The organism is Nostoc linckia z4 (assembly GCF_002608075.1).
GTDB lineage: Bacteria > Cyanobacteriota > Cyanobacteriia > Cyanobacteriales > Nostocaceae > Nostoc > Nostoc linckia.
In genome coordinates, this window is the sequence record NZ_LAHA01000008.1 from 81,394 (window position 1) to 108,153 (window position 26,760).

Here is a 26,760-nt window from a genome sequence, read left to right on the forward strand (position 1 = left end):
TCCACTGTTTCAGTAGATTCTTAGTGGAATTATTGGAACACTTTTAGGGTTATGGCTTCTGGTAGTACAGCCCAATTTCGGTTTACAAAAAACTGCTCAAATGAAAACCCCCTCCCATTTTCTAATAACGGCGGCTTTAGATAGGGCTTTACCACGAGTACCGATTGTTAAAAGTGCTTTTCTGCTTGGCTCTGTGGCTCCTGATATACCTCTTTGGGTTTTATCTATCAGCGGAATTATTTACTATCATTTGATTTTGGGTTGGAGTCTAGCCAATACTTTTCATTTAATGTTTGACCAGCTGTACTTTTACAACCCAGCTTGGATAGCACTCCATAATTTACTACATAGCCCCGTGTTACTTCTGCTTGGGTTAGGATTGGTTTGGCAACGCAGAAGAAATATTGGCTCACGCGATCGCTGGTTATTCTGGTTCTTGCTAGCATGTTTATTCCATGCTGTTGTGGACATCTTCACCCATACCAACGATGGGCCATTATTGTTTTTTCCTTTAGAGTGGAGCATCCGTTTCCATAGTCCTATTAGCTACTGGGATTGGCGCTATCATGGACGAGAATTTGCACGATTTGAACTGGCTCTAGATAGTGTACTGCTAATCTATCTTCTGACTTCGCGCTTCTTCTCAAAACGCTCAAAAATGCCATAAATCTCTCCAATCACAATTTAGAAAACGTCAAGCATTCACTTCTATATATTTTTAGTGTGTTTAATATTATAAGATTAATTTAATAATTAAAACTCATTTTTCTTTAGGTAATTGAACTGTAAAAGTGCTACCTTTACCTAATTCACTTTCTACATTTATTTTACCTTGATGTGCTTGAACAATAGCTTGAACAATGGCTAATCCTAAACCAGAACCACCAGTGCTGCGAGAGCGATCGCTACTCACCCGATAAAAGCGATCAAAAATTCGCTTAAGTTCGTATTTCGGGATACCAATGCCTGTATCTTGAACTTTGATTACAGCATAATGGTCGTTGCGGTCTAATAAAACCGTTACTTCTCCTTCTCTAGGTGTGTATTGAATTGCATTGACAATTAAATTAGAAAACAAGCGATAAAACTGGTCAGAATTACCTATGATATTCACGGGTTCATGCACTTGTATTAAAGATGTCAGCTTTACCCCTGCGGCATTTGCCATCGCTTCAAACTCCTCAACTAAATCGCTAACAATATCATTTAGGTAACAAACTTCACGCTGTAACTTTTGGGCTTGTTTATCTAAACGTGCTAACATCAATAAATCAACAACCAAAGCCGTTAGTCGTTGATTCTGACGTTGTATAGTTTGCAAAATATCTCGTGTATCTTCAGAGTCTATTTGCGGCATTAAAAGTGCTGATTCCACCGTTGCACCTGTTGCAGCTAAAGGCGTTCGTAATTCATGTGCTGCATCTGCTGTAAACTGTTGAATTTGTCGATAGGATTGATAAATTGGCTGCATAGCTAATCCTGATAGCCACCAGCTAGCACCAGCAATCATAGCCATTGCAACTAGCAGCCCTAATACCAAAACTAATTTCACACTATCCAAGTAATGATTAAACTCTTGTAGACTTCGCCCTACTTGCATATATCCCCAATCTTGATAATTTTGGGTATGCAGTGATAAAGTAATTTGATGGTAATCTTTGCCTTTGCTGTCTTTGAGAAATTGCCAAGTTTTTTGATTAAAAACGTCAGGTAATCCTTCTGGATAATAACCAGCAGTAGCAATTAATTTTCCCGAAGTATCAAAAAAACGTATATAGTAGCTACTTTTAGTAACGATACCAAGAAGATGACGTTTAGAATCTGACTGTTGTTGAATACAATTAGTAGCTCCAGTTCCACATTTATCTATATTTGGAAATAATTGATATGCCAATGGTTCTAAACGTCCAGGTAACTGTAGTTTTAGTTCGATACTGTCGTGCAATGTTCCCGCTACAGACTCGATTTCACTGTCTAAAGCTACCACATGAGCATGGAACACTGCTCGATAAAAACCGAACGCACATAGGCTTAAAATTAAACCCATAACAATGGCATAATATAGAGCCAACCGAATACGAGTGAGTCGAAACAGCTTATTCTGATTCATTGGTGAAATTAAGACGATATCCCATACCGTGCAAAGTTTCAATTGAGTTAGTACAGTCGCTATTGGTGAGTTTGCGACGTAACAAACGTATTTGTGCCGCCACTACATTGCTACTAGATTCCGCATTAACTTCCCAAATCTGGTTACGAATTTGTTCGGTAGTAACAATTTGGTTGGGATGCTTCATAAAATACTCTAGCAGTTGGAACTCTTTATTAGTTAAAGGAATCCTTTGCTGTTCACCCGTAGTATGTTGTCTTACAACTGTGCTGTTGCCATAATCTAGAGTCAAGTTACCAACAGTCAATTGTTGAGGTTGGAAATGCGGAGAGCGACGCTGCAAAGCCCGCAATCGTGCCAGTAGTTCTACCATGCTAAAGGGCTTTACTAGGTAATCGTCAGCACCAGCATCTAGTCCGGCAACTTTATCTTCCATTCTATCTTTAGCAGTTAGCATCAAGATAGGAAGAGGATTACCTTTGTAACGTAGTCTTTTACACAATTCTAAACCAGTAATTCCAGGAAGCATCCAATCGAGAATCGCTACTGTATATTGTGCCGAGCTATTTTCTAAGTAAGCCCATGCTTCAGTACCATCCATTACCCAATCAACTAAGTACTTTTGTTGATTTAAGGTGCGCTTAATAGCAGCCCCCAAATCCGGCTCATCTTCGACTAGCAGCACCCTCATATCAAATTGAATAGTTAAAGGTTCGTTGTAAATTTGTGATGTAAGCATAGTTTGCAATAGGGATACCCCTATAAATAGGTTGACAGAAGTTTATGAAATTAGGATGAAATTCTTAAGAATTAGAATTAAGCTATACAAAACCTAACAGTAACTAGTATCTTAGCGATACATAATCAAAGAGAAAAGACTCAGTAGACCAACTTGCCAAAATAGGGTGTGAACTTAGTTTGAGGAGTTATAGAAACTAAGTTTTGCAAGATATCTATTGAGTCAATAAGAATTTTGACACGGAAATATGAAATAAAGATGAAATTTAAATTATCTCAAGAACATTTAGAAAAATTGTTGTCATTAATTAGTTGATATATAAGCGAAGTTAGCATTCTACCTCTAACTTTAGTTAGAATTTATAACAATAAATATTGCAACTAATTCTAATTTATACATACATATATATGCATTGGACATCAAGTTGTTATGTTTATCAAGAAAAACTTCAGAATTAAAAAGTCATAATTAGTACATAAATTCTGTACGAATTGCGAGTGAATCAATGGTGAAATGCCACATAATTTTTTCAATTTCGTAGTCTTAAATTAGTGGAAAATTCAGACATATCATTAATTATGACTTCTATTTTGAATCTTTCTTCAAATTATACAACAATGAGAAGTCAATTAGATGACAAGAACACATTATGAATACTGAACTTTGGAAATTATTAAAGACAAAATAGAAAATTTCATCTTGATTTCATATTTCTCCTTCAAGATAAAAAATAGGTTGATTCCATAATGGATATCAATATTTTTGTGGACATGACTTAAAGGCTTGCTCAGGTAGTTATCGCTCAGACCTAATTGATATTTACTTTTGGTCAACTTGAAACAGTTTTAAGTGGTGATTAGCTATACAAGCAATAATCACTACAATTCGTATCGTCAATAAAAGAATGTAGTAACGATATTGCAAATAAAAATCCGCTCCAATGAGCAAGTTCATTCAGCTTTGATAATTCCTACTAGTTTTTGAATTTTTTGGATGGTAAATATGAATCAGCTTGCAAAATCTTCATCATTCGAGAACGTTTCTAACTATCAATGGAACAATCATAGTAAATGGAAAAAGATTACTGCCGCTGATGTTACCGAGGCAATAGGAAATGTACCGATTGTAAAACTTAGGAATATTTCTCCTGTATGTGTTGTCTCGGAATGTTTCTTGAAGTTAGAGAGCTGCAATCCTGGAGGGTCAATTAAGGAGAAAAATGCAGTTTACCTCGTCACGCGTGCGGAAGAAGAAGGGCTTCTTGTGCCTGGTGGTACGATTATCGAGTCAAGCTCAGGAAATTTTGGTGTTGGTCTGGCTATGGTAGGAGCAGTCCGAGGGTATCGAGTGATTATTGTTGTCGATGCCAAAACTGCTCCACCGTTTAGACGAATGCTGAAAGCATACGGTGCAGAACTTGTGGATGTACCGCTACATGAGGCAGACGAATCAGGCTCGATGCAGAAGGCAAGAATGAAACGAGCGCGTGAACTTGCCGCGACTATTCCTAACGCTTGGTATCCATGTCAACACTTGAATCCTCTGAATACGGAGGCACATTCATACTACACTGCGCGTGAGATTGAAGCTCACTTTTCCTCCGATCTTGATGCTGTCGTTGTTGGTGTTAGCACTGCGGGACAAATAATGGGAATTGCTCGTTATCTTCAACCGCGATTTCCAAAAATACGTATTGTTGGCGTTGATGTCGAGGGTTCAGTCATTATGGGAACGCCAGCAAAACCATACAAGATGACGGGTGTTGGATTATCGTTCTTTCCACCTAATCTAGAGCTTTCGCTGCTTAATCGTGCTTACGTTGTACCAGAGACGCTTGCTTACTCGGTATGTCATGCACTCGCACGTCGTGAAGGATTGCTTCTTGGTGCATCAACAGGGGCAATTGTAGCTGGTGGCTTGCATCTGGCGCGCTCTCTTGGTGCTGGTGCGCGGATTCTGATGATCAATCCAGACCGAGGGGATAGATACCTTGAGACAGTCTACGACGACCATTGGCTTGACCGTTATGGATTTACCCTTAAACAAGGAGAGCATCTTGATGATGCGATCGCCTCACTGACTCCTGTGTATTTTTAGTGGCTTATTACATAATGCTGAAAAATTTCATGAACACCTCACCCCAGCAGGAACAGGAAGCTAATAAAACAGCCTCCCAGCGATCGCTATTGATGTTACTTGCTCAGTTCATACCTCTTTCCTTAACTGATGTGGCAATGACTCTCGGCGATCCACTTCAGACTGCTGCACTCAGTCGCCTGGCCTTTCCACAACAAACATTAGCCGGAGTTGGGGTAGTCAAAGGGGTTGCCGTATTTCTAGAAAGCCCCATTATCATGATTATTCATGCCTCAACTGCTCTTGGAGGAGAAGTCAAATCTCGCCGCGCACTTTGGCAATTTACAGTAATTGCGGGACTTTCTCTCAGTGGTATCTTCCTTTTACTCACTTGGGAGCCTTTGTATAACTGGCTTCTTTTAGAGGTATTTGGCGTTAGCCCATTTATTGCAGCGCAAGGGAGAACTGCTTTTTTATTGATGTTCCTGTGGCCTTTCGTTATTGCTTGGCGACGATTCTTTCAGGGGCTGCTTATCCGCGCTCAAAAGAGCGTAGCTGTAGGATGGGCAGGTGTTGCACGATTTACTTGGGTAATTGTGGCGCTGACAGTGGGGGTTAGTCTTAGAAGTGATGGGGCATTTCTTGCAGGTATCACCATGATGGGAGGCATACTTATTGAAGCAGTATTGGTCACATGGTTTTGTTTGCGTCTTGGTGCTATTTCTATTCTCAACCAGCAAGTAAATTCTGAAACTAAGAAACTGCCTAAAACTTTTCCAGGAGTCACATTTTACTATCTTCCTTTAGCCTCAACAATGCTTATTGTCTGGGGTGCAAGGGCAATACTCTTAAGTCTCATTGCTCGCTCATTCGATGGTAGTCTTGCACTCGCTGTGTGGCCCGCTGCTTGGGGGCTACTTCTTTCGATAGCCAACGGTACACGCATGATTCAACAAGTAGTAATTTCTACTTATGAAGAAACTTCTAAGCGAACACTTGTTGCTTTTGTAGTTCTTGTCGGTTTGGGTTTTACTGTAGTACCAATTTTTCTTGGGTTTACGGACAAAGGATTGCTACTACTTGGCCAATTTTTGGGAAATAATCCATCTCTTGTGGAAGCAGCTCGTCCGGTTATACAAATACTGTCATTTTTACCCTTGCTCCTGGCATTGCAAAATACGTTTCAAGGACTGCTTATTCACCGAGCAAAGAACTGGTTCATCAACCTTGCAACATTAATTGCCGCAGCTTTTACCCTGATAGTATGTGCAAGTCTGATTTTTACTAGACATAGCGGAGCTACTTCAGCAGCGTATGGAATGCTTGCGGGTACTGTCAGTGAAATTATAGTGCTATTTTTTGCACTGCAATGTAAATAAGAGAGTCAAAATACAGGCAGTACTTTTTCCTTGCAGAAGGATAGGAAATTGAAAAAATTCGAGTCTTCTGCATTTTTTGTGAAAGGAGATATACTTTGCGATCGCAAAGTATATCGTTTCCTAAGCAACTGAGGTACACCCAAATTTTGTTTACCAAGGTTAATAGCTTTAAAAACGTACCTCACCCGATCTGGAACCGTTATATAAACTACTGCGACGTTGAATAATTTATAAAAGAAAAGGAGTACGATTGCCAGTGCTGTAGGCAATCGCACTCCTTTTCTTGCTACTGGATTTGGTAATTTTAAACAGCATTACGTATGGTAGAGTTAACAGGATATACGCTACTAATATCAGTTAAATAAAGAGCCTTAGCACCATATAACTTTTAAAATCTAGTAAATGTGCTTAAAACTATACAAGTTTCATCTTTAGTGAATTTTAATGCATAAGTTTTTATTATGTTGTCTAAAATCAAAGTATTAAAATATTAACAGTTAGAAAAAACTCAATACACCTCATTGCCACAAATGATTGTAAATTGGTGTGAGCAAAAGTCAGTTAGAGAAGTTCTGGAAACTAACTGCTAGCAAGAAATCTATTGAGTTATCTTTATTGTGACAAATCAGTATGAAATTAAGATGAAATATCAAGCTGCCTCAGAAACTTTAAAATTTATACTTGCCTAAATAATACAACACCCTAATCGAAAGACTAGAGCGTTGTATTTAACACATACTACTAGACATAATTAGAACTTAAAAACAGTTCTATGTATTGATGACAATACTATTAATGAAATGATGATGATTAGTAGTTTTAGAAAGTGAAAGTGGTACGCAGTGTACCAACGTAAATTGTGTCGTTGTTATTATTATGCTCTGGATTGAAGATGACCAATAAACCAGGAGTGACGGAAATATTATCGTTGATCTGTAGGCGGTACAGAGCTTCTAGGTGGTAAGAGGTGTCGTTATCTTCACGCCTAGTAGTTCTTGCGGCGGAAGTGAATGCATCATTATCACTTACTTTAGGTGGTTGACCAAAAATCAGACCAAGCAAGTTGCCTTCTTTGCCAAAGTCTTTGAAGGCTACGGTTGCAGCCCAGTAATTCATTGATGCTTCATCACCTTGATTCACACCCGTACCACTTGCCCTGGCTTCAGCGTTGCTGTAACCATACCAACCACCAATAGTTAACTTGGAACTGGGTTTGAAGGTAGCTTCTATACCGTAATGGTTGGCAGTAGTAGCAACTCCATTGAAGGGATTACCTGCGTATACACTACCTGTACCCTCAAACATGTTTACACTGGATAAACTATTTTGATAGCTGTGAGCGTAGGTAAGACCAATATTAAATGCATCACTAGGCCTGAAAGCTACCTGACCAAGGGCTGTATAGGCACCATTTGTCAGACCTCCATTTGAACCAGGATTGCTAGCTGTGCGAGCTATGTAAGCCGCAGATGCAGTGAAAGCTCCTGTAGGATTGAAAGTTATGGTTGCACCTGCACCACCGAAACCAGTGCGATAGATAGGGCTAAATCGACCATAGCGAGACAAAGCGCCCCTACCATCACTGGCAAGATCAGGGTTGAAGTTGTTGATGTTGTCGTATATGTTACCGCCTGCTGCATCAATTTTTACCCGCACTGCATTACTCAGGTTGAAAGCATAGTTAATTTTATCGATGACAGTCTCATTGTTCTGATTTCCATCAAAACCGAAGCGGGTCATGTTAGTACCCGTCACATTTGTGTCATAGGGAGTGACGTTCCGGGATTGCAAGCGGATTTGCAATAGGTCTGTACCAACAAAACTTGATTCCAATCTCAGACGAACCCGGTCAGTTAGAATAGTATTAGAATCTAGGTCGGGAGCAGTACTTGGATCTACACCAGAAGGAACTGCCCTTTGATCGCTACCAAAAACATTAGATACGTTAAAAATTGCTTCCCCAATTAACTTGGTGGTAGTCGAGAACTGATTGGCTTCCAACTCAGCAGTGCGTACTTCTAAAGCATCTACGCGACCACGCAGGGTAGCTAGTTCCGCAGAAAATTCTTCTTGCAGACGCTGTAGGGTAGCCAAATCCTCTTTTGATACTAAGTCAGCAGTAGCAGTAGCAATCAGTTCATTAACTCTATCTAAACAAGCATTCAAACCAGCAGCAAATTCATAACGAGTTAAAGCACGATTACCTCGGTAAGTCGCATTGGGATAACCAGCAATACAACCGTAACGTTCAACTAGTGATTGTAAAGCTTGGAATGCCCAGTCTGTTGGTTGTACATCAGAAAACTGAGAAACTGATGTGACTTGACCAAAGTTGTCTGATTGGGCAGTCAACTGCTCCACAGTCATTACTTGTTCGTTAGCTTCAACTGCTAAGGCACTGTTAGCAGCAAAAAATATAGCGGCAACAATAACTGGACTGAGCCTTAGAACATTACAGAATGGTTTGGTCATGATTGTTTTCTCACTCACACCTAAATTTGATTCCGACATGATTTCTTGTCTCTTCAAACCTGAAAATCTAGTTACAGGATTCACTCCTATAACTAGAATCTCAGAGCATGATGAAATTAGGATGAAATCACAGGTTAATGATAGGTTAATGAATCAAAAAACCACCAAACACGCATCTATCACAATTTGCATCCCTACTTATAGCAATATGAGATCCTTAAGCACCAGTTTCATAAACTCGAAGAATTGCTCTGACTAGGGGTAGGTCTGAATCTGAGCTAGACCAAGTGGAATTTCTTGCGTGAATCCAACTTTCTTGGCATAGACTTGGTACTGCCAAGTTGCACCATAGCCTGGTTCATAGGTTTGAGTATTGACTCCTCTCATTAAAATTGAGAGCTTTGTCTCAGGGTCTATTGGTTGTGAAAAAGCTACAGTAGCTTTTTGTCCATTAATAGAAACTGTCGTGGGAATTTTTTGTCCTGATTGATTGTTGACCTCAATTCCTCTATCAATTTTCAGTCCTTCAGGCAAATTAATTGTGAGTGCTTCTAGAGGTTTACCTTGTACGTGGACTTCAAATTTATGAGTAGCATCTGTGACATAAGTAGTATTAGGGATAGCAGCAGTTTTCACCAAATGGGAAGCGTTAAAATCACCTGGTTTCCCGCTTGCAAAAACAGCATCAACTGAAGATGTAAATGCCAGTGTGAATGCAACAGCATAAATTAAGCTTTTCATTTTGATTCTCCTTAAAAACTAGTTCAATTTACTTTCTATTATCAGTTTGACATTCACAGATGAAATCTCAATGAAATCCCATAGATTGTTAGAGAAAAAAGGTTGGATTAGTAAGTACGAAACCAAGCAACACCTATGGGAATTTCTCCATCAATGCCAACCTCTCTAGCTGAGAAGCTGTAGACAGAACCATTACCAAGATTTCGTCTTCTTATTTTGTTAAGGTCAACATCAAACTTAGTGTTAGGAGCAACTGGTTCGGCGAAAGCTAATAGTATTGTTTTACCGTTGACAGATACATTAGTGTTAATTTTCTGCCCCTTTTCATCCACGACATCGATATCCTGAATGCTATTACTTATAGTTACATTGTCTGGAACTTTAATAAGTAGTTGGGTAACAGCTTTGCTATTTTGGGGAATGTGCAACCGGAAAGTATGTCTAAAAGTTCCCCAGCGTATGGGAGGGAATTGTGAATTTCCATCAATATGGGGAACCCTACCATCATCTGTTCTAGCACTTGCATAGCTAGGAGCAATAATAGCTGTGCTACTCAGAGTCAATACAATGGCGTAAATCAATGACCTCTTCATATTTATCTCCAAAATAATTAAACACGTTAGTTAAAGTGCAGGTTCATGCATTGTGAGTGAATCTGCTCTTAATAGATAGATCAAAACTTGGCAAAGCCATATTTAACTACCCCTTGATACAGCTGTTAATCAGGAGAAGTAGGTAGTTAGCTTACCCTTATCAAGTTCAAATCGTCGGTGATGTTTTTGCAAAAGAGGTATGCTACCTCTATCTACTAGCATGACAAGTCAGAATGAAATCAAGATGAAATTTCAGCAGTTACCATTAAAATCTACAAATAAATTAAAATGGAGAAAATTGAGCTTCACCTATAGGAATCTCTACGTCACTACCAACGACTTTACCCGAAAGATGGTAACTAGAAGTAGAACCAAGAATTGGTTGAAGTACTTTGTTGAGATTTATTTGTAATTTAGTAGTGCTGGAAGTAACTGGTTCAGGAAAATCTATAATAATTCTTTTACTCTCTAAAGAAATATTAATTTTGATTTTTTGACCTTTATCATCCAAGACTTCAATATCATTACTTACAGCTACTGTGGATGGAACATCAATAATTAGCTGGGAAAGAGCCTTGCCCTTTTTAGGAACGTGTAACTGGAAAGCCAATTTAACGAATTGCCAACCAGTAGGAATAGATTGGATATTATTTTCAATACTAACAACCTTATTATTATCTGTTTTCGCATTTGCATAGCCAGCAGAAATTAAAGCTGCGGTAGCCACACTACATACAGCAGCATAAATCAGTATTCTCTTCATTTTGACTGCCAAATTAACAAACTATCTCAACTAAATTGCAGATTTATCCTTAGTGAATGAACCTTTACAAAACCAGTTTGACAGGTCACTATGAAATTAAGATGAAATAATCAGCTTGCAAAAACAATTAACATTGCAAAGCATAAATTAGAAAAAATACAATTAACAAAAAGCTTTGTGTCCTGGTTATCACCAACATTTGTCTCGCGTGCATAGCCACTATCAAGCTTATAAAATTTAATATGGGAAGTCAAAATGAAATTAAGATGAAATCTAATGCTGTACCCTGGTATGCTATAAGAAAACAGGCTTATAGTACAACTATAAGCCTATCAAGTATGTGAAACATGAGGAACATGTCTCTAAAACTTATTATATAAAAATGAAATGAAATCAAGATGAAATACAGGTGAATATATATAATTTTTTTGATTAAAAATATTTTATTAGCTTCTAAAATCAAATATATATACTATCTTAATTTAGCTTGAGTTTGGTCATAATAATAAGACAGGCTTTTATAGTACTAGAGAAGCACTATTATCAAGCCTGAGATACCAATTAAATATCTAGGATAGGCTTAGATTTTATAATCTACTAGATCAAGATCAAATTTGAAATGACTATTGTACATCTACCCAGAAATCAGTAGTGACAATTTTGCCATTACGATTAAATTGTCCCCACATTTTATATTTTCCTGGTTTTGGGAAACTAGTTATAAAATGAACCTCAGCAGCTGGAGTATTTTTCATAGCATGAGCATGAATATAGTCTGCTTGTGTTAACGGCGATGACTGTTTGAGGATGACTAAATGTCCTCTTTCTCCTAAATAAGGTTTCAAATCTTTCAGTGGTTGGTTGCTAGCTGCATCTTGTAAGTTGAAAATTAAGTGAACTTCTTGTCCAGTTTTGATTGTGGGTTGAGATAACTTGAGATTAGCCTTAGTATTACCAAAAGTCTTTGTAGTAGCTAAATCAATCTTGGGTGCAGTTGGACTGTTACCTGGAACTTCTGCTTTTAATACCGAAACTTGTTCTGCTTTTCCTGCTACTTTGTAATCGCTGAAAAGGCTGTATCTGCCTGGATGGGGAAAATTAGCTTTAACTTCAAAGCGTCCATTTCCTTTATATATAGGATGAATATGATTAAAAGATTGAAAGTCATCACTGACAACAATTAGATGCATTAATTTTTCTTGAAATTGATCAAAACTAGAAATTGCTTTACCATTGTTGTCTTGCACTTCAATTATTATAGGTACAGGAGTGTTAGGAGTGATTTTGGAAGCAACTGTCAGTTTTGCAGTAGCGTTCGCAGATTCTAACTTGGAATAACCAGAATGCTCGTTACGGGAATTCTCTATATTGTGACTACTGTGAGGATTTTTCTCAGCTTTTGGTGTCTGGGAATTACCTATATTGTGACCTGCATGAGGATTCGCATTACTCACAGTGGTAGCATTAGAGTCTGGTGTCTCACCAGATTTCACTTGTGAGGTGCAAGCTTGAGTGACAACAAAAGTTGAAGTGATGGCAAGTGCAGTGAAAAATCGCTTCATTTTTCTCCAATTAGTAATTATAAGTTTGAAAAAACGCCACAACTAGAATATTTAAGAAGTACAAAACTGCCACAAATAGTATACAAAAAAGTTTGGCTAGTTTACAGATAATACTTAACCTATGCGTGAACATCCCGCTAATTCTCCTGGTGCTTGAACTTGGTCTAATTTTGTTTTGACAATAAGACCAAAACAGTATGTATAGTTCTAAGCCATATATTAACTTTTTCATAGACAAATGAAATTAACATGAAATTCTCATAACTTATTAGCTAAATTTATTAGCATACCTAAATGAAATCAGCATGAAATCTAGGCATTTCACTAGGAATAAATTAGCATCATGTCATGAGGTAGATGCGCTTACACCGACAATTGCCTAGCGTGGATTATTAGAGGCATAACTACAGCTTCATACTGATTCATCTATTTAGCTTAGGGATAAAATTATGACTACAACTATGAATCCATCCTTGAAGCTTGCATTCAAGGTTGTTTAGAATGCCTGCATGACTGCGATCGCTACTACCCAAGCCTCATTAATAGGGAAATACAGGTGCAATTCTCGTCGTAGATGCTTTGGGCACATCTCATGCGATATTTTTGAAACCATTAAAAAGAATTTGGCAAAATCCCTTGACTCTCCAGCCAGCTAGAGAGTCTAAGATGAATTTATGAAGTAAACATTTCAGAGAGTCTAAAGCTGTAGCAGCTTGTGTACTTTCAGTTATGCCATTTGAAATAGCAATCGAAGAAGCGATACCTTTGGTCGGCGCAGCAATCGCTAACTCTGGTTATCCTGCTAGCTAAAGCCGTAAACCATTTGAGTCTTCAACTCCTGATTTTCTTAACTCCATCTTTTTACTATCCAAGTTCAAGGTTTTTAACATTATGACACTTCAACTAACAGTTCCTAATATGGCTTGCTCTGCTTGTGGAGACACCATTACTAAAGCAGTTAAAACAGTTGATCCTACTGCTACGGTTCAAGCAGATCCAAAAACAAAAATCGTCTTAGTAGATACAAATGCTGACGAAACAGTTATTAAGGAAGCAATTACTACTGCTGGCTATTCTGTCACTTAAAAGCCATCAACAAAGAATAGATTAGCAAACAGAGCAAGGCAACTTTACTGAACTTAGCTTTGCCTGTGTGCTTTTCAGGCAAAGCTAAGTATAACGACACTCAGCTATCAATCACACCAAAACACCGTTCTTAGAACTCAGTAAAGCAGCGGCTAAAAAAGCATATTTAACTATGGATACTCTGAGTCTTAAACTTCGAGGTATGAGTTGTGCCTCATGCGCCAACAACATTGAAGAAGCAATCCGATCTGTTCCAGGAGTGAGTGACTGTAACGTTAACTTTGGTGCGGAGCAGGCTACTATTCAATACGACCCCAAGCGCACTAATCTGGAAACAATTCAAGCCGCTATAGATGCTGCCGGATACTCATCTTACTCACTCCAAGAACAAGAAATGATTACTGGAGAAGATGATGCGGAAAAAACCGCCCGTGAAGCAGAACTACGTACACTTACCCGCAAGCTAATTGTAGGAGCAATCTTCAGCACTTTAATTGTACTAGGGTCAATTTCTGCCATGACAGGGCTAAATCTGCCTTGGATTCGGACATTGTGGCTAGACAATCCTTGGGTACAGTTGGTACTAGCAACCCCTGTCTTGTTCTGGTGCGGTGCGGACTTCTTCAAAAATGCCTGGAAAGCCTTTAAACGTCATACAGCAACTATGGATACCTTGGTTGCTATTGGTACTGGTGCAGCGTATTTCTATTCACTGTTTGCTACTGTTTTCCCAGGTTTTTTTACGGCTGCTGGATTGATGCCTGATGTGTACTATGAAGCAGCAGCAGTCATTACCACCTTAATTTTGCTAGGAAGGCTATTTGAGAATCGTGCTAAGGGACAAACTTCTGAAGCCATCCGCAAACTCATCGGTTTACAAGCTAGAGATGCCAGAGTAATTAGAAATGGGCAAGAAATTGATGTTCCCATTCAGGAAGTTCAGATTGGTGATGTAATTTTGGTGCGTCCGGGCGAAAAAGTTCCTGTTGATGGAGAAGTAATTGAAGGTACTTCCAACGTTGATGAAGCAATGGTGACTGGTGAGAGTTTGCCAGTCAAAAAGCAACCGGGGGATGAAGTAATTGGAGCGACAATTAATAAAACAGGCAGTTTTAAATTCCGGGCAATCCGCGTCGGTAAAGACACTTTTTTGTCTCAAATAGTCAAAATGGTGCAACAAGCTCAAGGCTCCAAAGCACCTATTCAACGTTTAGCAGATCGAGTGACGGGATGGTTTGTGCCAGCAGTAATAGCCATTGCGATCGCTGCCTTTGTCATTTGGTTTAATGTCATGGGCAACTTGACATTAGCCCTAATCACCACAGTAGGTGTGCTGATTATCGCTTGTCCCTGTGCCTTGGGTTTAGCTACTCCAACTTCAGTAATGGTAGGAACGGGCAAGGGCGCAGAAAATGGCATCTTAATTAAAGGTGCTGAAAGTCTAGAACTTGCTCATAGAATCCAAACCATTGTGCTAGATAAAACTGGAACTTTAACACAGGGAAAACCTACTGTTACTGACTTTGTTACTGTTAATGGCACAGCTAATAGTAACGAGTTAAAACTTTTACAATTGGCAGCGTCCGTAGAACGAAATTCAGAACATCCATTAGCTGAAGCCGTGGTTAAGTATGCCCAATCTCAGCAAGTAGAACTGACAGAGGCTCAAAAATTTGAAGCGATCGCCGGGAGTGGTGTCCAAGGAATTGTTTCAGATCACCTAGTACAAATTGGTACTCAACGTTGGATGGAAGAATTAAATATCGACACTCGCACTCTCCAAGAGCGCAAAGCCTCTCTAGAAGCTGCTGGAAAAACGGCTATTTTAATTGCTGTAGATGGGCAAATTCAAGGCTTGATGGGAATTGCTGATGCACTTAAACCTTCTTCAGTAGCAGTTGTAAGAACGCTACAAAAGCTAGGTTTAGAAGTAGTTATGTTAACAGGGGATAATCGCAAAACAGCAGAAGCGATCGCCAGAGAAGTTGGTATCAGACGTGTAGTTGCAGAAGTTCGACCTGACCAAAAAGCGTCTCAAGTACAAGCATTGCAAGCAGAGGGGAAAATTGTCGCAATGGTGGGTGATGGTATCAATGATGCTCCAGCACTAGCTCAAGCGAACGTGGGGATTGCAATTGGTACAGGAACAGATGTAGCGATCGCTGCCAGCGATATTACCCTGATCTCTGGAGACTTGCAAGGTATTGTTACCGCAATTCAATTGAGCCGTGCCACTATTGGCAATATCCGCCAAAATCTCTTCTTTGCCTTTATTTATAACGTTGCTGGGATTCCCATTGCTGCCGGAGTTTTGTTTCCTGTCTTTGGCTGGTTACTCAACCCAATTATTGCGGGTGGAGCGATGGCTTTTAGTTCTGTTTCTGTTGTGACGAATGCCTTACGCTTGCGTAACTTTCACCCGAAAAGTATCTAAAGTAATCGTAGAGGAATTTAGCAAATGTTTAACAAAAGTAAGGTTTTTGCGAGCATTGCCGGACTAGGACTTCTGTTTGGTACAGTATCAAGCACAGCAACAGCACAAATGCCAACACATTCATCAGAACAGACTAATCAATTTCGCCGCATTGAGCAACCCTTAGCATTAAAAATTGGCGTTACTTTAGGCGGAGTAGGATTAATTGGATTAGAACTGTGGTGGTTTCTATTCAGTAAGAATAAAGCTATAAAAGCTAATCTTGGTCAAGGGATACAGGAGCTAACAATTAATGTAGATGGAGGCTATGAACCTTCTCGCGTGATTGTTAAATCTGGTCAACCTGTACGGCTAAATTTCTTTCGCCGCGACCCCAGTAGCTGTTTGGAGAAAGTGTTATTACCTGATTTTCACATTGCTCAAGATTTAGCTCTTAATCATGTCACTCCCATTGAATTTACACCTTCTAAACCAGGTCAATATCAATTTACCTGTGGAATGAATATGTTTCGTGGTGTGGTAGAAGTCCAGTAGTAAAGAAATTAGTAGAAAATGGCTTACAAGCGTTCGTTCTTAAATCAGAATAACTTGTGATTCAGCGACTAGCTGTTGCTACCATCAATCCCCATATCAATCCAAAACGAATCTTAGTAGCACGACAAATATTAAAACCTGCGGATGTAAGTAGCTCATGAAATTCAGCTTGAGAGTAACACTGCTTGTATACTGGATCAAAAATTTTCAGTATTATGTCGCAGATTTGACATACTAAATAATCTCTGCACCAATCTAAAATCACTAATTTACCATCCGGCTTCAGAACCCTTTTCATTTCTGCTAATGCAGCGTCAGGATCATCAAAATAGTGAAACGAACTAGCAGATACGACCACATCGAAACTGTTACTTGCAAAGGGTAATGCTAAGACTGATGCGTTGTAAAATGAGACATTGGGATAGTCACAAAATTTTTGTTTAGCCACAAGTAGCATCTTGTCTGAAATGTCTACTCCGACCATCTGCTGCGCCGGTTGTTCAGTTAGAATCAGCCGCTCAAACTCCCCTGTCCCACAAGCGATATCCAGCACAACATCTGATGGAGATATCTGCGCCCAGTTTTTGAGAAACGACAACGTATTCGCAACGTAATTACTCCAGCGTTGATCGTATACTGCCGCTAACCGATCGTACTGCTTACGAACTTTAGTTTCGGTCATACTGAACCTCTAGCTTCTTTCATAAACTGAAATATATACTTAATACTTAAGTACAGCGACTTCATAGTAGCGTGCGAGCAACAAGGTATTAGCGCGGCTTTTTATCCTGCTGACTTAACATGGCACACTTTGGAGTTAATTAGCTAATCTATGACAATCAAAATTATATTTTTAATGAGGTTCTTAAAGAACTTAGTATTTAAATACATCGATAGCTCAGTACATGAAAAGAGCTAACTTAAACGCTATTTTTTAGTATAAATATATACTATTAGTTTGTTTCTAGCTAGAAACAAACTAATAGCTCACTTGCACGAATTCGCCACTCGAACGGGTAGTGAATTCCTTGTTCCTACTGCTTCTAATTTAATGGTTGACCTACACCAACAGCTTGGAGTTGCTCTCGACTGGGTTTGCCAGTCATAACTAGTTTTCCATTAATTGCGATCGCAGGCACTGCATTCACTCCATACTGCTGGGCTTTCTCCTGCTCTTGTCGCAGGTTATAGACTGATACTTCACAATTAGGGCAAGTCAATTCTTGCACCAATTGAACTGTTTCATCGCAAAGAGGACAGTCAGCAGTAAAAATCTCAACTTGACGTTTTGTCATGATGTCCACCAAAATTCTTTTTACTCATTCATTCTGAAGCCTCTAGCTAACTATAGAGTCAACCCTTTTTTACTTTCTGAATTTATTCTTTGACTTGCACTTAATGATAATTAAAGTGACAGTGCTATCCAAAGATATTGCAATGAAATATTAAGAGAAATTCTCGCTTATATCTACTTGACTCTACAGCCGACTTGAGGGTTTAACATCGCTTTAATTTACTTATTTTAAGTATTCTCAAATTGATCGTTACCGTCCGTGAGGAAATAAATAGCATGAAATCTTTCAAGTGGCTCTTAATCGTTATAGGAAGCATGGGAGTAATTTCTTTGGGAGCTTGTAGTAATGGACAACAGGTAGATAATTCAGGTAATAATCCGACTGTCTCTTCCTCAAAGACCACGACAGGTAGTCAGGTGATTGAACCTGCTACCCAAACAGGAGAGGCTCACATGATTCTAAATACGGAAGCGACACCCCTCAAAACTGGAAAAAGTACTCTCATGCTCAACGTTACAGATGCCAAGAGTGGTAAGCCTTTAGCTGTCAAAAATGTAGCGGTTGAAATGGTTATGTCTGAGCAAGAAATGAAGGCAATGGGTATGGAAGGAGTAGGAACTGCAAAAACACAAATCAAGCCAACATCCTCACCCGGTATGTTTGAAATTCAAAGCAGTCTACCTTATGGTGGTAACTGGCAACTGAAGGTGAACCTCAAAGATATCCAGCCTACTGCTAGTGCTGTCTTTAATGTAGCTGTTAAGTAGTCAGACTAAATTTTTGTAGCTAAGACATCTAACAATTCATTAGTAATACAAAATTTTGTCAAAAAAGTTTACAAAAATTCAAGCTCTAGGAGTTGACTTTACAGCTGACTATAGACTCTATGGTTAGAGCAACGCATAGTAGTAAAAGTCAAGAACTATGGTTGTTGTAGTGGAACAATTTTGTTGTCAAGCATCATCCCCAAAAAAACTGCTGAAAATAGGTGAGCTAGCAAAGCAAACCGATGTCGCAGTGGGAACAATCCGGTATTACGAAAGCTTAGGATTGCTAACACCAGTTGAAAGAAGTGAAAATGGCTATCGTTATTACGATGCCGAAGCGATCAAGCGATTGCAATTCATCAAAAAAGCCCAATCTTTACAGTTTTCCCTCTCTGAAATTCAACAAATAGTTGGTGTTCGCTCTCACGGTAGCCCCGCTTGCCCATTGGTCAGGGGCTTACTGAAAAAGAAAATAGCTGATCTTGAGGAGCAGATTTATCGCATGAAGGCGCTGAAGGAGGAGCTAGAAGCATATCAAGAAAGCTGGTCAAGCCGACCCTTGGACGACCCATGCAGCAAAGAGCTTTGTAGCATGATTGAGGAAGTTGCTTGTCGGGATATACCTGTTCAGAATCTACGAGGAGAGTAAATGTCTGGAACTACTGACGAGGATAAAAACTCTCGCATCAAAGCAGAAAACGAGCAAATTCCTCTTTCTGACCTTTCTCCTCTTGAGGCAGAAACACCCGATCGGGTCAGTAATCATGACAATGCTAACTTGGTTGAAATTAAGCCGCTCAAAAAGTCCATTTTATCCGTCAAAACGGGTATTACACTTGCAGTTTTTGTAGCACTAATCGGTGGCATCTCAATAGTAACCAAGCAGTTCAAACCCTCTTCTTCTATGGCTGGGATGGAAGATATGAAAGGGATGTCAATGGAAGATATGATGCGGGTGGACGGCTCTTCTAATCCCACCCCGGTCAAAGTCGAGTCCATCCAGCCTGGTTTAATGGAAGCAAGTGTGCGTTATACCGGGACAGTGCGTCCTTACCTGGAAGTGACTGTATATCCACGAGTGGGTGGGCAGTTGACTGAATACTCTGCCTACCCAGGAAGTAAAGTAAAAGCAGGACAAGTGCTGGCTCGGCTAACTGCGACGGAACTTTCTGATGAGGTAGAGGAAGCAACCACGGAAATGGAGGCTGCCAAAGCTGAGGAGCAAGCTAGCAGAAAAGAACTGGATGAGCAACGTCAAGAAATAGAACGGATGTCAGCCGAGTCAACTTACTTAGAAAAAAGAGTACAGCGAACTGAGCAGGTTTTATTAAATTCCGGGGCGATCGCCCGTAATGACTTTGACAGACAAAAAAGCGAGGCAACATCAGCCAAGGCGGCTCTAGGCGCTGCAAAAGTTAAATTAGAACGGATGCAAGCCCAGATAGCTAAAGCTCAAGCTCAGGTAGCTCAGGCTAAAGTAAAAATTCAGCGTCTTAAGGTTATAGAAAGTTACAAAATAATTACATCTCCGATTACAGGCATTGTACAGGAGCGCATGGCAGATCCTGGTGTAGTGGTACAACCTGGGATGGGGATTCTCAAAATCGGAAACTATAGTAAAGTTCGTCTCCAAGCAAATGTTGCCCAGCAAAACCTAGCGGGTGTAGAAATTGGTTCGCCAATTGTAGCGCATGTGATTGGCAACTTCACTAAAACCATCAAAGGTAGGGTGACAAGCATTTTCCCAAAAGCTGGAGAAGAAACTCGCACAGTTACAGTCGAGGCAGTTGTAGATAACCCTGGTGGACAGGTTTTGGCAGGGCAGGCTGTGGAGATGCAAATTATTACAGCCTATAAACGCAATGCTTTGTCGGTTCCCCAAGCAGCAGTGATTGAATCCGAAACTAAGCCAGCTGTATGGGTATTAGCAGGTAAATCAGCTAAACGCAAATTTATTACCACAGGATTAACCAGCGGCGATCGCGTAGAGGTAACTAGCGGTTTGCAACCCAGCGATTTGGTTATTACTTCGGGACAGGAAAGACTAATTGAAAATGCATCGGTGGCGGCTATTGATGATTCTGGTCAACCAGTTGCCTCATTGAGTAGCACTGTACAAGGCAACACTCAAATTAAGTTAGTCAGCCCGCAAGGCAAAGCAGTATCTGGTGATAATCAACTGGTTCTGGAAATCCAAGACTCTAAAACCAAGAAGCCTATAAAAGTTGAAGGTTTAGAAGTTAGCGTCACTATGCCAATGAAGAATTCCTCTCCCATGTCTACTGATGTAGAAGTAAAACCTGATACTCAATTAGGTCGTTTTAAAGTCAATACCTATTTGGGTATGAGTGGAAAGTGGGAAGTAACTGCCAAAGTCAAAGACTCGTCACGAATTGGCAGTGGTTCTTTCACGCTGGATAATCGCCCATAGGAGCTTTTTTAAATGAAAATTGGCTCAATTGTGCGCTGGTCGATCCGGAACCCAGTGATTTTGTTAGCGTTGTATGTTGGCATTCTTGCCCTAGCTGTCCTGGCGCTATTTCAGCTACCAGTGCGGATGATGCCCTACCTTCAAAGTCCTTTAGTTGCTATTGTAACGATGGCTTCTGGTTCATCTCCCCAAGAGGTAGAGACTTACATTAGCAAGCCAATCGAACAGCGGATGACGGTGCTAGACGGTGTGCGCTTTGTCCGCTCTAGTTCCCAGCAAGATATGTCCCTAGTGACAGTGCAGTTTGCTTGGGGTCAAGATATGCAGCGATCGCTTGGAGCTGTGCAAAGTGTGATGAAATCGGCGGAAGGCGATATCACTATCGATGGGTTCAGCACACGTTCTTACTGGGTTCTACCCATTGACCCTCTCAACCGTCCTGTCCTGACCTTAGCATTGCGAGGGTCAGGATGGGACCCGGTACGTCTACGCGATTTTGCCGACAATATTTTAGTCGATCGGCTTAAACAATTACCTGATGTTCAGGCTGTATCTATTTTTGGCGGATACCGACGGCAATTGCAAATAATCGTAGATCGAGAAAAGTTAGCAGCCTATGGTCTTTCAATTTTGCAAGTGCGGGATGCAATCGACCGTAACAATATTTCCAAGGGTGCTGGAGTACTAACCAAAGGCGATCGCGAAATTTTGGTACGTAGCGATGAACGCGCTTTGGGTAGTCAGACTGTTTTAGATTATCCTATTTTCAATCAAGGCGATCGCATTGTCTATATTCGAGATGTAGCTACCGTCAAAGATTCTTATGAAGAACGGCGTAGTGGCTATCGCTACAACGGTTCACCAGCATTAGGAATTAATGTTATTCAAAAACCTGATGCCAGTTCTCCTCAAGTAATTGAGCGCGTGCGAGCCGAACTCAAGCGCATCCAGACTCAGTATTCTGGCATTGAGTTTAAGGAAGCCTACGATAACTCCCACCTGGTCGAGATTATCAAAGAAGGCACAATTGCAGAATTGCTGATCAGCGTAGCTTTAGCTGGGCTAGTGATTTTGATTTTTTTGGAGGATTTTCGAGCAACCGCAATGGTACTCATTTCCATTCCCACCTCATTGGCAATATCGATTCTGCCGTTTGTGCCGATGGGAATGTCCTTGAATTCTTCGACTCTGATTGGCGTGCTGTTAGCGATTGGGCGGCTAGTAGATGACTCGATTGTAGTGATTGAATCAGTCGAGCGCAAGCTGAAACAGGGTAGAAAGCCCTTCCACGCAGCGATTGAAGGAACGCAGGAAGTATTTTTGGCGATCGCCGCAGCTACAGCAGTGATGGTTGCGGCATTGGCTCCAATGACTTTTGCTGGCGGACTAACAGGAATAATGTTTGTCGGGATTGTTTGGCCGATTATTTATGCCTTGTTAGCTTCTCTAATTGTGTCGCTGACTTTGACACCCCTGATGGCAACTTACTTTTTAAAACCTCACCACGAGCATCAACACAAAGCAACTTTACTAAAACGACTCCTCACCCCATTTCGTCAGGGGTTTGGGTGGTTGGAAACAAGTTATGCATCTATGCTGGATTTGGCATTAAAAAATCGGGGGATAGTTTTAGCTGTGGCGATCGCCTTCATCTACTTGGGCTACAGTTTGTACCCTTTTGTAGGTCAAGAGATGATGCCTTTGGCGGACTCTGGTCAATTTATGGTGACTGTGGAAGCTCTTGCAGGGACATCTTTCGCTAAGACTGATGCGATCGCCCAAAAGTTTGAGCAGATTCTCCAAAAGCAGCCGGAAGTTGAGAAAATATCTTCAGAAGTAGGGTTTGAACTCACTAGCAACAGCACTTATTTCAGTGGTTATAGCATGGGTGGGGTAAACAGCGCCTCAATGATTGTGACTCTCAAAGACCGAGGCGAAAGAACCCGCGATATCTGGCAAGTGATTGATGCTGTAGAAGCTCTTGCTCGTCGTACCATTCCTGGTATCCGACGTATTGCTATGCAACCAATGGGAGTAGATGTCATGGCTACTTCCGCCGCGCCTGTGCAGCTGGCAGTCTATGGGGAGGATTTAGATATTTTACACCGCCTCGCCGACCAAGTTTTAAGCATTGCCGAGAAAACTCCTGGGTTGAAAATGGCTCACACTAGCTCGACAATGACTCAACCTGAATATCAACTAAAAGTTGATCGCCGTCGTGCTATGGAACTGGGACTCAGTGTTGCAGAAGTAACTGAACAAGCTCGCTACGCTTTGCAGGGGGGATATACTCAACAATACTATAATTTACCTAATCGCAGGCTGAACTCTATATTAGTGCGCTACAACCAGAAAGACCGAGGGAACGCTCAAGACTTAGCTGCAACTTACTTGACAACCCAAGATGGAAAACAAGTACCTCTTAGTACGGTGGTTACTCTTGAGAGTCGCAAGGGGCCTAGCCTAATTGAACATGTCAATGGTCGTCGGGTAGTCTACGTCAATGGATTTTATCGTAAGCACGCTCCAGCCTCGATGGATCTATCAATGACAGTGGCAATGCAAGCTGGTGCTGAACTTGATTTTCCCCCTGGATACGGTCTGGACTCAATGGGTGATATGACTGACATGATGATTGAGTTCGCTCGGTTGCTTAGAGGGCTTGTGCTTTCCCTAATACTTATTTATCTCATCTTAGTAGTTCAGTTTGGCTCATTCATCCAGCCCCTTAACATGATGCTGTCAATTCCCTTAGAACTAGCGGGGGTATTTGGAGCTTTATTGCTAGCTGGGCAGACATTTTCGACAGTTTCTATTTTAGGGATTATCATTCTGTCAGGAATTGATGTGGCTGGAGCAATCTTGCTGATTGATTTAATTTTGACAAAACGTCGGCAGAAAATCTCTAGAGATGTCGCTATTCAAGAAGCTGCCCCTATCAGACTCAAGCCGATTTTGATGACAGTAATTATCACTTTAGTAGTGATTATTCGACTGGCATTTTTCCCTGATACTGGAATGGATGCATACTCACCAATCGCTACAGTGATTCTGGGAGGATTAAGCATCTCCACTCTACTCACTCTCATTGTCATTCCGGTTATGCATTCGGTAGTAGATGATGGAACTCAGTTATTTTCCCGTATTTTCAAGAAGCAGTACATAAGGAAACATTAAGTAAATTTTTGAATTTATTACTTGACTCTCTACCTAACTGAAGGGTTTAGAATGACTTTAGTTTCAAGAAAAACTACTAGCTCGACAAAGTAATGGAGAGTAAAAATGAACATTAATACAGGCGTTAAGATACTATTAAGCGGAGCCGTAGCTAGTTTTGCATTACTTACGTTAACCACTAATGCTTCGTTTGCAAACACTGTCAAAGAAACTGCGAATGCGAATCAATTAGTTAACGCTATAAACAAAGCAAAATTAACTCAAATACCAACAACTCAAAGAACAGCACCAACGAATCAAACACCACAGCAGCCAAACCAAACAGGATGTAAGTGTTGCCAAGCAATGATGAATAATATGCCGGGAATGATGAATAATATGCCAGGAATGATGAACAACCAAAACATTCCATCAAAATAGAGCTTGATAAATTTCTTGGCGAGAACAAATTTTAATTTGACATGTCAGAAAAAACTAGGAATGTTTAGAGAAGTCTCGCCAAGAAAGGCTAGTGAATTCATGGCTAAGAAAGCCATCTTATGCTTGAACTAAGGAACTTAAGGTAAACCAGGATAACTATCGAACTCGTTCCTTTTATCCAGAAACTCAAAACGCGCTTACTTTTGCATTTCATCATAAGTCAACAGCTTTACTACAGCAGAAAACTTACTCAGGAGAAACACAATTATGAGTCAGCCTGACTCAAAAGACCACAACATGATGAAATGGATGGGAATTGCTATGGTGGCTTGCTGCGCCGTGCCCATAGCATTTTCCCTCTTTTTAGGCGGAGGCTTGGGAGTGTGGTTCGGTCGTTCTATCCAGCAGCCTGCTAGCAATCAGTCAACCAACCAGTTACTCTCCACCAACCAGCCAAACAACCAGCCTCAACCAAAGGCTGTAAATGTATCCCTAGAAAAAGCGGTCAATTGGCAAGCAAATAATCACGTTCATGGTTTAACCGTGAATCGAGATAATCCCAATATTATTTATGTTGCAAGTCATAATGGACTCTTGCAACGTTCTGAAACTGGAGAATGGTTTTGGATGGGAAAAGAGCGAGCTGATTATATGGGCTTTACTGCCGATCCAATTAACAGTAAACGCTTTTATTCCAGCGGGCATCCACACACAGGAGGTAATCTAGGATTCCAGATCAGTGAAAATCAAGGGCAAGATTGGAAACAGATTTCTATGCCTGGGGTAGATTTTCATGCAATAGCGATCGCACCCAGTAACCCCAACGTTTTTTATGGATGGCCCGCTTCTGGAGCGCAAGGGCTGCATACTTCTAATGATGGTGGAAAAACTTGGGTCAAAACCCGCATGATGGGATTAGGCGATGCTCCTTTTGACCTTGCAGTTGACCCACAAAACCCTAAGCATTTGTTTGCAACTACCCGTTCGGGAATGTATGAAAGCACCAACAGCGGCAATGATTGGACATTAGTACCTAGTACACGGGAAGCTCCTGTTATCAGTTTGGCTCTACAAAAAGAAGGTAACAATCTTATAATGTATGGCTATCGCTTTCTCAAATCAGCACCCGGTATTTATCGTAGCAGTGATGGTGGTAAAACCTGGGCGAAACTTTGGACTGAAACTAATGGTGTAGTTGTAAAACTAGCGATCGCTCCTAGCAATCCCCAAATATTTTATACGGTAAATGATAATAATGCAGTCTTTCAATCCCAAGATAGCGGCAAGACATGGAGAGAACTGAAATAAATTTGAAGTCTATCAACATAGCTATAATAATTTGAAATACTAATCGCTCAAATCTGCAATCAAGGCATTTTGAACGTTAGGATTATTTGTAATTCAAATTACAGTTCAGCCATTACCTTAGTTAATCAGTAAAGATTAATAATGATAGCTTGAGCAACGCCAGCTATAGTTCCAGAATTGAGAAAATAATGATGGCGAAGATACATACTGTAGCGTCAAATATAAAAGGTTCTCCAGACTGGTATAAACGCTTATTTGCCTGGATGATGGCTCATGGCAACGCTAAATACGAGAAGGAGATAGCAGACCGAAAACGAGCTTTGTTTGCCCAACTGCATGGCAACGTTTTAGAAATTGGCCCTGGTACGGGCCCCAACTTGTCTTATTATCCGTCCGACATTCATTGGATTGGTATTGAGCCAAACCCTTTCATGCATCCATATCTACAGCAAGAAGCTGAGCGGCTCGGCTTAGATATTGACCTCCACAGTGGAACTGCCGAACAGATGGAAGTCGAGGATAACAGCGTGGATGCTGTTGTAAGTACGCTCGTTTTATGTTCTGTGAATAATCTAGCTGCTGTATTGCAGGAAGTTATACGAGTACTTAAGCCTGGTGGATGCTTCTTTTTCCTTGAACACGTTGCGGCATCTCAAGGAACAATGTTGCGATGGATACAGCATGGAATAAAACCGCTTTGGAAAACGCTTGGTGATGGCTGCCATCCCGACCGCGAAACTTGGGTAGCATTGGAGAATGCAGGGTTTGAGCAAGTAGATTATCAACATTTTCGGGCAAACGTCCCTGCGATCGTTAGCCCTCAAATAATTGGTGTAGCATTCAAGAAAGGCTAAACTGAGGACTCGCCTATGG

The 26,760-nt window shown here is 40.6% G+C and carries 22 protein-coding genes; 13 read left to right on the forward strand and 9 right to left on the reverse strand.

From position 1 onward, the window contains the following. Positions 1-100 precede the first annotated feature (100 nt). Positions 101-667: a metal-dependent hydrolase gene (locus VF06_RS09430; protein ID WP_099066918.1), complete on the forward strand. Its 567-nt coding sequence runs from the start codon at positions 101-103 to the stop codon at positions 665-667. A 93-nt stretch (positions 668-760) separates the two neighbouring features. On the opposite strand, the gene rppB is transcribed toward VF06_RS09430, so the two are convergent. Both rppB and rppA read right to left on the reverse strand, forming a co-directional pair. Next, entirely contained in the window at positions 761-2,110 is a 1,350-nt protein-coding gene (rppB, locus tag VF06_RS09435) for a two-component system sensor histidine kinase RppB (RefSeq protein ID WP_099066917.1), read from the reverse strand. Then, positions 2,097-2,849, reverse strand: coding sequence for a two-component system response regulator RppA (gene rppA, locus VF06_RS09440; RefSeq protein ID WP_099066916.1), 753 nt, complete (start codon positions 2,847-2,849; stop codon positions 2,097-2,099). The genes rppB and rppA overlap by 14 nt, the downstream gene beginning before the upstream one ends. A gap of 1,002 nt (positions 2,850-3,851) precedes the next feature. Here rppA and VF06_RS09445 point away from each other — a divergent pair. Together VF06_RS09445 and VF06_RS09450 are read left to right on the forward strand one after the other, a co-directional pair. Beyond that, positions 3,852-4,946 carry a cysteine synthase family protein gene (locus VF06_RS09445; protein WP_099066969.1) on the forward strand — a complete coding sequence of 365 codons (1,095 nt, stop codon included), beginning with the start codon at positions 3,852-3,854 and terminating at the stop codon, positions 4,944-4,946. 29 nt (positions 4,947-4,975) lie between these two features. Next, the gene (locus VF06_RS09450) at positions 4,976-6,304 is read left to right on the forward strand and encodes a hypothetical protein (RefSeq protein WP_099066915.1); all 1,329 of its coding nucleotides are present in this window, start codon (positions 4,976-4,978) and stop codon (positions 6,302-6,304) included. A gap of 819 nt (positions 6,305-7,123) precedes the next feature. Here the strand turns inward: VF06_RS09450 and VF06_RS09455 are convergent. The 5 genes from VF06_RS09455 to VF06_RS09475 form a co-directional block, all read right to left on the reverse strand. Next, on the reverse strand, positions 7,124-8,776 hold the full coding sequence (locus VF06_RS09455; RefSeq protein ID WP_099066914.1) for an iron uptake porin: 1,653 nt from the start codon (positions 8,774-8,776) through the stop codon (positions 7,124-7,126). 255 nt (positions 8,777-9,031) lie between these two features. Next, positions 9,032-9,517, reverse strand: coding sequence for a DUF2808 domain-containing protein (locus VF06_RS09460; protein ID WP_099066913.1), 486 nt, complete (start codon positions 9,515-9,517; stop codon positions 9,032-9,034). 107 nt (positions 9,518-9,624) lie between these two features. After that, the gene (locus tag VF06_RS09465; RefSeq protein WP_099066912.1) at positions 9,625-10,110 is read right to left on the reverse strand and encodes a DUF2808 domain-containing protein; all 486 of its coding nucleotides are present in this window, start codon (positions 10,108-10,110) and stop codon (positions 9,625-9,627) included. A gap of 283 nt (positions 10,111-10,393) precedes the next feature. After that, positions 10,394-10,873 carry a DUF2808 domain-containing protein gene (locus VF06_RS09470; protein ID WP_099066911.1) on the reverse strand — a complete coding sequence of 160 codons (480 nt, stop codon included), beginning with the start codon at positions 10,871-10,873 and terminating at the stop codon, positions 10,394-10,396. A gap of 623 nt (positions 10,874-11,496) precedes the next feature. Further along, positions 11,497-12,435: a DUF8832 domain-containing protein gene (locus tag VF06_RS09475; RefSeq protein WP_099066910.1), complete on the reverse strand. Its 939-nt coding sequence runs from the start codon at positions 12,433-12,435 to the stop codon at positions 11,497-11,499. A gap of 891 nt (positions 12,436-13,326) precedes the next feature. Here VF06_RS09475 and VF06_RS09480 point away from each other — a divergent pair. From VF06_RS09480 to VF06_RS09490, 3 genes are all read left to right on the forward strand, one after another. Then, positions 13,327-13,521 carry a heavy-metal-associated domain-containing protein gene (locus VF06_RS09480; protein ID WP_099066909.1) on the forward strand — a complete coding sequence of 65 codons (195 nt, stop codon included), beginning with the start codon at positions 13,327-13,329 and terminating at the stop codon, positions 13,519-13,521. Between the two features lie 172 nt (positions 13,522-13,693). Next, positions 13,694-15,955, forward strand: a complete 2,262-nt coding sequence (locus tag VF06_RS09485) for a heavy metal translocating P-type ATPase (RefSeq protein ID WP_099066908.1) — start codon at positions 13,694-13,696, stop codon at positions 15,953-15,955. A gap of 24 nt (positions 15,956-15,979) precedes the next feature. After that, complete coding sequence (locus VF06_RS09490; RefSeq protein ID WP_099066907.1) at positions 15,980-16,489, forward strand: cupredoxin domain-containing protein; 510 nt, start codon at positions 15,980-15,982, stop codon at positions 16,487-16,489. Positions 16,490-16,550: 61 nt separating this feature from the next. Here VF06_RS09490 and VF06_RS09495 read toward each other — a convergent pair whose 3' ends face one another. Continuing rightward, positions 16,551-17,171 (reverse strand): class I SAM-dependent methyltransferase, encoded by a 621-nt coding sequence (locus VF06_RS09495; protein ID WP_099066906.1) that lies wholly within the window; start codon positions 17,169-17,171, stop codon positions 16,551-16,553. A gap of 361 nt (positions 17,172-17,532) precedes the next feature. After that, positions 17,533-17,784, reverse strand: coding sequence for a thioredoxin family protein (locus VF06_RS09500; protein WP_099066905.1), 252 nt, complete (start codon positions 17,782-17,784; stop codon positions 17,533-17,535). 275 nt (positions 17,785-18,059) lie between these two features. Here VF06_RS09500 and VF06_RS09505 point away from each other — a divergent pair, with 275 nt between their 5' ends. The 7 genes from VF06_RS09505 to VF06_RS09535 all read left to right on the forward strand — a co-directional run bounded on the left by VF06_RS09505 (position 18,060) and on the right by VF06_RS09535 (position 26,741). Further along, entirely contained in the window at positions 18,060-18,551 is a 492-nt protein-coding gene (locus VF06_RS09505) for a FixH family protein (RefSeq protein ID WP_099066904.1), read from the forward strand. 157 nt (positions 18,552-18,708) lie between these two features. Further along, positions 18,709-19,200, forward strand: a complete 492-nt coding sequence (locus VF06_RS09510; RefSeq protein WP_099066903.1) for a heavy metal-responsive transcriptional regulator — start codon at positions 18,709-18,711, stop codon at positions 19,198-19,200. Beyond that, positions 19,201-20,982 carry an efflux RND transporter periplasmic adaptor subunit gene (locus VF06_RS09515; RefSeq protein ID WP_099066902.1) on the forward strand — a complete coding sequence of 594 codons (1,782 nt, stop codon included), beginning with the start codon at positions 19,201-19,203 and terminating at the stop codon, positions 20,980-20,982. It begins immediately after the preceding gene. Positions 20,983-20,994: 12 nt separating this feature from the next. Continuing rightward, the gene (locus tag VF06_RS09520; protein WP_099066901.1) at positions 20,995-24,159 is read left to right on the forward strand and encodes an efflux RND transporter permease subunit; all 3,165 of its coding nucleotides are present in this window, start codon (positions 20,995-20,997) and stop codon (positions 24,157-24,159) included. Positions 24,160-24,264: 105 nt separating this feature from the next. After that, positions 24,265-24,579: a hypothetical protein gene (locus VF06_RS09525; protein ID WP_099066900.1), complete on the forward strand. Its 315-nt coding sequence runs from the start codon at positions 24,265-24,267 to the stop codon at positions 24,577-24,579. 267 nt (positions 24,580-24,846) lie between these two features. Next, entirely contained in the window at positions 24,847-25,887 is a 1,041-nt protein-coding gene (locus tag VF06_RS09530; RefSeq protein ID WP_099066899.1) for a F510_1955 family glycosylhydrolase, read from the forward strand. A gap of 188 nt (positions 25,888-26,075) precedes the next feature. Next, on the forward strand, positions 26,076-26,741 hold the full coding sequence (locus VF06_RS09535; RefSeq protein ID WP_244917954.1) for a class I SAM-dependent methyltransferase: 666 nt from the start codon (positions 26,076-26,078) through the stop codon (positions 26,739-26,741). Positions 26,742-26,760: the final 19 nt, after the last annotated feature.

Coding starts and splice junctions, on each gene's coding strand:
- VF06_RS09465 (WP_099066912.1), bottom strand. CDS start 10,110: ATGAAGAGGTCATTGATTTACGCCATTGTATTGACTCTGAGTAGCACA.
- VF06_RS09535 (WP_244917954.1), top strand. CDS start 26,076: ATGATGGCGAAGATACATACTGTAGCGTCAAATATAAAAGGTTCTCCA.
- VF06_RS09520 (WP_099066901.1), top strand. CDS start 20,995: ATGAAAATTGGCTCAATTGTGCGCTGGTCGATCCGGAACCCAGTGATT.
- rppA (WP_099066916.1), bottom strand. CDS start 2,849: ATGCTTACATCACAAATTTACAACGAACCTTTAACTATTCAATTTGAT.
- VF06_RS09475 (WP_099066910.1), bottom strand. CDS start 12,435: ATGAAGCGATTTTTCACTGCACTTGCCATCACTTCAACTTTTGTTGTC.
- VF06_RS09485 (WP_099066908.1), top strand. CDS start 13,694: ATGGATACTCTGAGTCTTAAACTTCGAGGTATGAGTTGTGCCTCATGC.
- VF06_RS09530 (WP_099066899.1), top strand. CDS start 24,847: ATGAGTCAGCCTGACTCAAAAGACCACAACATGATGAAATGGATGGGA.
- VF06_RS09510 (WP_099066903.1), top strand. CDS start 18,709: ATGGTTGTTGTAGTGGAACAATTTTGTTGTCAAGCATCATCCCCAAAA.
- VF06_RS09495 (WP_099066906.1), bottom strand. CDS start 17,171: ATGACCGAAACTAAAGTTCGTAAGCAGTACGATCGGTTAGCGGCAGTA.
- VF06_RS09430 (WP_099066918.1), top strand. CDS start 101: ATGAAAACCCCCTCCCATTTTCTAATAACGGCGGCTTTAGATAGGGCT.
- VF06_RS09515 (WP_099066902.1), top strand. CDS start 19,201: ATGTCTGGAACTACTGACGAGGATAAAAACTCTCGCATCAAAGCAGAA.
- VF06_RS09470 (WP_099066911.1), bottom strand. CDS start 10,873: ATGAAGAGAATACTGATTTATGCTGCTGTATGTAGTGTGGCTACCGCA.
- VF06_RS09525 (WP_099066900.1), top strand. CDS start 24,265: ATGAACATTAATACAGGCGTTAAGATACTATTAAGCGGAGCCGTAGCT.
- VF06_RS09450 (WP_099066915.1), top strand. CDS start 4,976: ATGAACACCTCACCCCAGCAGGAACAGGAAGCTAATAAAACAGCCTCC.
- VF06_RS09490 (WP_099066907.1), top strand. CDS start 15,980: ATGTTTAACAAAAGTAAGGTTTTTGCGAGCATTGCCGGACTAGGACTT.
- VF06_RS09460 (WP_099066913.1), bottom strand. CDS start 9,517: ATGAAAAGCTTAATTTATGCTGTTGCATTCACACTGGCATTTACATCT.
- VF06_RS09455 (WP_099066914.1), bottom strand. CDS start 8,776: ATGACCAAACCATTCTGTAATGTTCTAAGGCTCAGTCCAGTTATTGTT.
- VF06_RS09505 (WP_099066904.1), top strand. CDS start 18,060: ATGAAATCTTTCAAGTGGCTCTTAATCGTTATAGGAAGCATGGGAGTA.
- rppB (WP_099066917.1), bottom strand. CDS start 2,110: ATGAATCAGAATAAGCTGTTTCGACTCACTCGTATTCGGTTGGCTCTA.
- VF06_RS09480 (WP_099066909.1), top strand. CDS start 13,327: ATGACACTTCAACTAACAGTTCCTAATATGGCTTGCTCTGCTTGTGGA.
- VF06_RS09500 (WP_099066905.1), bottom strand. CDS start 17,784: ATGACAAAACGTCAAGTTGAGATTTTTACTGCTGACTGTCCTCTTTGC.
- VF06_RS09445 (WP_099066969.1), top strand. CDS start 3,852: ATGAATCAGCTTGCAAAATCTTCATCATTCGAGAACGTTTCTAACTAT.